This window comes from Nevskia soli (assembly GCF_903970205.1).
Classification (GTDB): domain Bacteria; phylum Acidobacteriota; class Terriglobia; order Bryobacterales; family Bryobacteraceae; genus Bog-113.
In genome coordinates, this window is the sequence record NZ_CAJCHS010000048.1 from 1 (window position 1) to 5,869 (window position 5,869).

Annotated in this window: 4 protein-coding genes; 3 read left to right on the forward strand and 1 reads right to left on the reverse strand. The window is 56.9% G+C overall.

Features of this window, described 5'->3' with window-relative positions:
* Positions 1–10 precede the first annotated feature (10 nt).
* Complete coding sequence (locus tag H1Y01_RS19860; protein WP_367399757.1) at positions 11–175, forward strand: hypothetical protein; 165 nt, start codon at positions 11–13, stop codon at positions 173–175.
* Between the two features lie 286 nt (positions 176–461).
* Complete coding sequence (locus H1Y01_RS02515; protein WP_180538520.1) at positions 462–1,550, forward strand: YncE family protein; 1,089 nt, start codon at positions 462–464, stop codon at positions 1,548–1,550.
* A 293-nt stretch (positions 1,551–1,843) separates the two neighbouring features.
* On the opposite strand, the gene H1Y01_RS02520 is transcribed toward H1Y01_RS02515, so the two are convergent.
* Positions 1,844–4,978 (reverse strand): efflux RND transporter permease subunit, encoded by a 3,135-nt coding sequence (locus H1Y01_RS02520; protein WP_180538521.1) that lies wholly within the window; start codon positions 4,976–4,978, stop codon positions 1,844–1,846.
* A gap of 593 nt (positions 4,979–5,571) precedes the next feature.
* Between H1Y01_RS02520 and H1Y01_RS02525 the strand changes: the two genes are divergently transcribed.
* A partial coding sequence (locus H1Y01_RS02525; protein ID WP_180538522.1) for a hypothetical protein occupies positions 5,572–5,869 on the forward strand: 298 nt, incomplete at its 3' end.

The following is a 5,869-nucleotide window of genomic DNA, read 5'->3' on the forward strand; positions in this document are numbered from 1 at the left end:
GATTAACAACGTGACTGTACCGGTACCTTACGCGGGGGCTGCTCCGGGGGAGATCGGCGAGGATCAGGTCAACGCCGGCCCGCTGCCGGCGTCGTTGGCGGGATCGGGGAATGTGAACCTTGTGTTGACGGCGGATGGACAGGCCGCTGCGACGGTAAACCTGAGTTTTCAGTAAGTCGGTTTGAGTTTCAGATTTGCCAATCAAGACACCGCTTGCCTAAGCGCGCGGCTCGTAGACTCACTACGTTACCGAGCCGCGACGGCAACGGAGCGGCTACAACCACGGACTGCTAGCAATCATTAAGTCTCAAGACACCGCTTGCCTAAGCGCGCGGCTCGTAGACCCACTACGTTACCGAGCCGCGACGGTGACGGAGCGGTTACAACCACGGGCTGCTAGCACTCACTTCGAGGATGGCATAATATCGGCACGACGGAGAAGCGAAACGGAGAAGGTAAGAATGCTGCGATCAAAGACTCTCGACATGATTTTAATGGCCGCTACTCTGGCGATTGCTCTCTGCGGCCCGATCGGAGTTGTGGCTCAACCGGCGCCGGCGCGGTCTTTGCTGGCGCTCTCGAAGCGCAACCATACGCTGGCTATCGTAGACCCGAATACGCTGCGGGTCATCGCCAGCGCCCCCGTTGGTCCCGACCCGCATGAGGTGATCGCGTCATCCGACGGCAAGACGGCTTATGTTTCGATCTATGGCGGCGGCCGCTACCATGCTCTTTCGGTTATCGACCTAATCGCACATAAAGCGCTACCCGATATAGATACGGGAGCGTTAAACGGTCCTCATGGGTTGGCGTTTGTTGGGGGCAAGGTCTGGTTCACGGCCGAAGGGGCCAAGGCTATCGCGAGCTATGACCCGCTATCCAAAAAGATCGATTGGATCATGGGCACGGGCCAGAACCGGACGCACATGCTCTATGTCACTCCGGATCAGAAGCAGATTTACACCACTAACGTTAGCTCCGCGACCGTCAGCATTCTGGAGAAGGTTACGCTGCCGCCGATGGGACCTCCGCCGGGAATGAAGCCGCCGGCTGGAGCGATGCCCCCTCCGCCTCCGCCGGGCGGCAATCAACCACGCATGGATTGGACCGAGACTGTGATTCCGGTTGGCCAAGGCGACGAAGGTTTCGACGTATCGCCGGATGGACGCGAGTTATGGACAGCGAATGCGCAGGACGGTACTCTATCGGTGGTTGACTTAGGGACTCGGACTGTCGTGGCAACGCTGGACGCGAAGACTACGGGCGCGAACCGGCTGAAGTTTACTCCGGACGGGAAGCTGGTGCTGATTTCACGCCTCGGCGACGGCGGTCTCGTTGTCTTCGATGCCGTGGCGCGCAAACAAGTGAAGCGCGTGCCGATCGGACACGGTGCGGCGGGCATTCTAATGGACCCGGATGGGAATCGAGCCTTTATTTCTTGCGGGCCCGATAACTATGTCGCCGTTGTGGACCTGAAGAGGTTAGAGGTTACCGGCCACATTGATGTAGGCGGCGAGCCTGACGGTTTGGCGTGGGCGATCCGGCCATGAAACTCTTTGAATAGGTTTGCGCGCCCTGCGCGGCCCCTGTAGCGAGATGCTGCTGCAGTCTGCGAAAACGTCGGTCCCAGCGAGTATAAGAAGTTCGAGGCACTCAGCAGGTTACTAATCGCGGTACTCTCGAATCCCACGGCGGCATTAAGCCCGCCGGAACGAAGGGAGGCTCAACCCTAGATGTACAGCACGGCACTAAAAGCCCGGGTCGAACGATGAGTATAGGACGCAAAGGCCGGTAACCATGGTGCAGACGCTTGTTGCGTCATCGCTTCAGATAGCCGCCTATTTCAATCAATAGGTTCGTGAGCACCGATAAGCGCATCACCTTCGCGTGCGACCCAGACGTACATCGTCGGTAGCAGGAAGATGCCGAGCAGTAATGCCGCAATCAGTCCGCCGACAATGACGATCGCGAAAGGGCGCTGCGAGTCTGAACCAATGCCGTGCGATAAGGCCGCGGGGAGAAGACCGATGCTGGCGACGAGAGCCGTCATCATAATCGGACGAAGACGCTGGACGGAACCTTCAAGCGCGGCATCCAGGATATTCAGACCGCGGGAGCGAAGTTGGTTGATGTATTCGAGCATAATGACGCCGGTTTGGACCGACACGCCGAACAACGCGAGGAAACCGACGCCGGAGGAGACGCTGAAGTGAGTCCCGGTAAAGAGTAAGGCGAGCAGTCCACCAATAGGCGCCATGGCCACGTTGAAGAGAATCAATAGTGACCATTTGAAGGAATGGAACATTGTGTACAAGATGAAGAAGATGACAAGGATCGTCAGCGGAAGTACAATCATCAGCCGGCGGGATGAGCGCTTCTGGCTCGCATATTCGCCGGCCCACTCTAAGTGATAACCGACCGGCAGTTTGACCTGAGTTTCTACTTTGTGCATCGCCTCTTCCACGGTACTTCCCAGGTCGCGCGTCGGAACACTGTACTTGATCGCGACATAACGTGAGTTGTTTTCACGCGGAATTTGAGACGCGCCGTCAAGCACCTTTAAGTTGCATAGCTGGGCAAGAGACACACGCTCACCGGTGGGAGCGAGCAGCCTGACATCTTCGATCGCCTCCCTGGTATCGCGATAGGGACGCGCATAACGTGCGACTAAGTCGTAGCGCTCTTCACCCTGAAGGACCTGTCCCACCGCTTTCCCGCCGACAGCAGTTTCAATCGCATCCTGGACGTCAGAAACATTGATGCCGTACCGCGCGGCCTTCTTGCGATCGACTACGAACTCAAGGTTAGGTTGGCCGATGGTCCGGAAGAGACCCAGGTCGGTTATGCCGTTAACCGTGCGCATCACGCTTACGATCTGGTCGCCGACATGTTCAAGCGTGCGGAGATCGTCGCCGTATATCTTGATGGCAAGCTGTCCCTTGACCCCACTTACCGCCTCCTCCATATTGTCGGAAATGGGCTGCGAGAAATTCCAGATTGCGCCCGGCGTCTTTTCGAGCTCGCGGTCCATCGCGGAGATAAGTTCTTCTTTGTTTTGATGAAACACGGGACGCCACTGATCTTTCGGCTTGAGATCGACAAAGTACTCCGTGTTGAAGAAACCGGCGGTATCGGTCCCATCGTCAGGCCGGCCGATTTGAGAAACCACTTGAGTCACTTCCGGGAACGAGGCGAACGTGACACGCGCATGATTCATCACGTCGGTTCCTTCCGTGGGTCCGGTGGAGGGGGCGAGAGTACCGCGCGCCCAGATTGCGCCTTCATCCAAATGAGGCAGGAACTCAGAACCGATAATGCCGCTCCCGAGCAGATAGGCGGAGAGGGCGAGTACGCCCAAGGCGAAAGTCAAGGTGACCCAGCGAAATCGTATCGCCTGGACGACACTGGATGAGTATGCGCGCGTAAACAACTTCATCAGCGGGTTTTCCCACTCGCGAATCTCCTTCCGGAACAGGAAGCTAGAGAGAACGGGAGCGATGAACATGGAGTAAATGAGCGCCCCGAGCAGGGCAAAAGCAACCGTCCAGGCCATTGGCTTGAATAGCCGGCCCTCTACACGCTGCAAGGTGAAGATAGGCACGTAGGCGGTAATGATGATGCCGATGGAGTAAAAGACGGGGCGCTGTACTTCGTGCGCGGCTTCGCGAATGCGGTCAAGCAGCTTGACATTCTTTCCATCGCGGTGCGCCAGATAGCGGACGATATTCTCGACAATGACAACGGCTCCCTCCACGACCATTCCAAAGTCGAGCGCGCCCAGCGAGAGTAGGTTCGCAGGGATGCCTGCAAGATCCAGGCAGATTGCCGCAAAGAGCAGGGAGAAGGGAATGGTTAGCGCAACAATAAAAGCGCCGCGGGCGTTGCCTAGGAATAAGAACAAAATGACCGCGACCAGAATGATGCCCTCAGTAAGGTTATGGAGGACCGTGTGGGTGGTGTAGTGCAGAAGGTTGCTGCGATCGAGGAAAGGGACGATCTTCACGCCGGGGGGAAGGATGTGTTCGTTGAGTTCCTTGACTTTGGCATGGATGGCGTCGAGGGTGGAGTCGGAGTCCGCGCCTTTGCGCAGCAGAACAATGCCTTCCACGACATCGTCTCTGTCGACGATCTTGCCATCGACACGATGAATAGCTTTGCCAATGCGGCCAAGCCGGATCTTGGGACCTTGCACGGTCGTGGCGACGTCGCCCACACGGATCGGAGTGCCGTGCTGGGTGGTGATCACGGTGTTCCTAATGTCGTCCGTATTATCGATGAGGCCGAGGGCGCGCACATTGATCTGCTGCGAACCTTCTTCGATGAAACTACCTCCGGCGTTGACATTGTTATTCGATAGCTGCTGCTCGATTTGGGCTAGAGTCAACCCGTAAGCTATGAGTTTGTTTGGGTCGAGACGAACCTGATACTCGCGAGTGATGCCTCCAAAGCTCGATACGTCGACCACGTTCGGAACGGATTTCAGCTGTTTTTCGAGAACCCAATCCTCCATGGATTTCAGGTCCATCAGGTCGTACCGGGGATTGGAACTCCGCAGGGTGTACCAGTAGATTTGCCCGACCGGGCTCCAGTCCGTGCCCATTTGCGGCTGGAGGTTTTCGGGAAGGTTTACCTGCGAAAGACGCTCCAGGACCTTCTGGCGATTCCAGTCATTCTGCGATTTGTCATCGAAGATTAGGGTTACGGAAGAAAGACCGAAGACCGAGATGGACCGCAGATTATCGAGGTGCGAGATACCGTTCATCACGATTTCGATTGGAATCGTGACCTGCTGCTCGACTTCTTCGGCGGCGCGGCCCGGCCACTGGGTGATGATGTTGACGTAATTATTGGCTACGTCGGGGTAAGCCTCGATGGGGAGATTGTGGAACGAGATCGCACCCCAGATAAGTAATAGAATCGCAATAGCAAGAACGATGATGCGATTGTCAAGAGCAAAATCAATAGCTGCGCGGATCATTCAAAACGAATCTTTATTCTGACACGCGCGCTTCGGACACGCTCGCGGAGAGCGGCCGTTCTCCGTAAGCGCAATGAACTGCCGGCCTTCCGCGGCCGGCGGCGCCGGAACTCACTTCCGGGATCTGAAGGGTTGGCCGCGCTCACGGATGGCGGCCAGCCGGCGGCGTACAGACGCCACTCCCGCGAATGCCTGAGAGCCTGGGGCCCGCCGGAATTGGGGGCTCAGCCCTTCGCGAACCTTGCATCTAGTCTGTTATTGAAGTGGAATCAAGACCTGAATAACTCCAGTTCCTCCAGCCAATGGTTCGAGACCCTTGCCAATTACAGCCCCCAACATCCGCTGCCGGCTGTTCCCTTTCCTGGCGTAAACGGGACGGGAAGACGTCACCAGAAGATCGCTTCGTTAACCTTTTCAAGCAGTGGCCACCGACTCAATCTCCTGTTAGCCGGCGACTTCAATGCCGATGGGAAAACAGATCTCGTGACCGACCTTCAAGACGGTTACCCGTACGTACTGCTGAGCAATGGTGATGGCACGTTTGCGCGATATCGTTTCTGAGATATTCTGATCGCTTAACTGGAATTCAACAAATGAAAAGCGCCGCCCACTTATTCTTCTTCTGGATCGCGGCGTCCGTGCCGCTCGGCTCCCAGCCATCTCAGGCAGACACCGCGCGCCCGGTTCCCTTGCAACCCATGGCGCAGCAGGCGCGGCAGTTAGTGGAGGCTCTCAACTATCTGGGCCAGCCCCTGAGCGCTTCGGAACAAAAAGCCATCAATGCCGCGATCGCCCTGCCGGACGAGAACGCCGCGGTGGAAGCTCTCGAAAGGATCTTCGACACCCACGTTTTGGTGAACGTTGATATTAGTCCCGAAAGCCGTGTGAAGG

Excerpts from the sequence above, each read along its gene's own strand:
- H1Y01_RS02515 (WP_180538520.1), top strand. The coding sequence starts at position 462 with ATGCTGCGATCAAAGACTCTCGACATGATTTTAATGGCCGCTACTCTG.
- H1Y01_RS02520 (WP_180538521.1), bottom strand. The coding sequence starts at position 4,978 with ATGATCCGCGCAGCTATTGATTTTGCTCTTGACAATCGCATCATCGTT.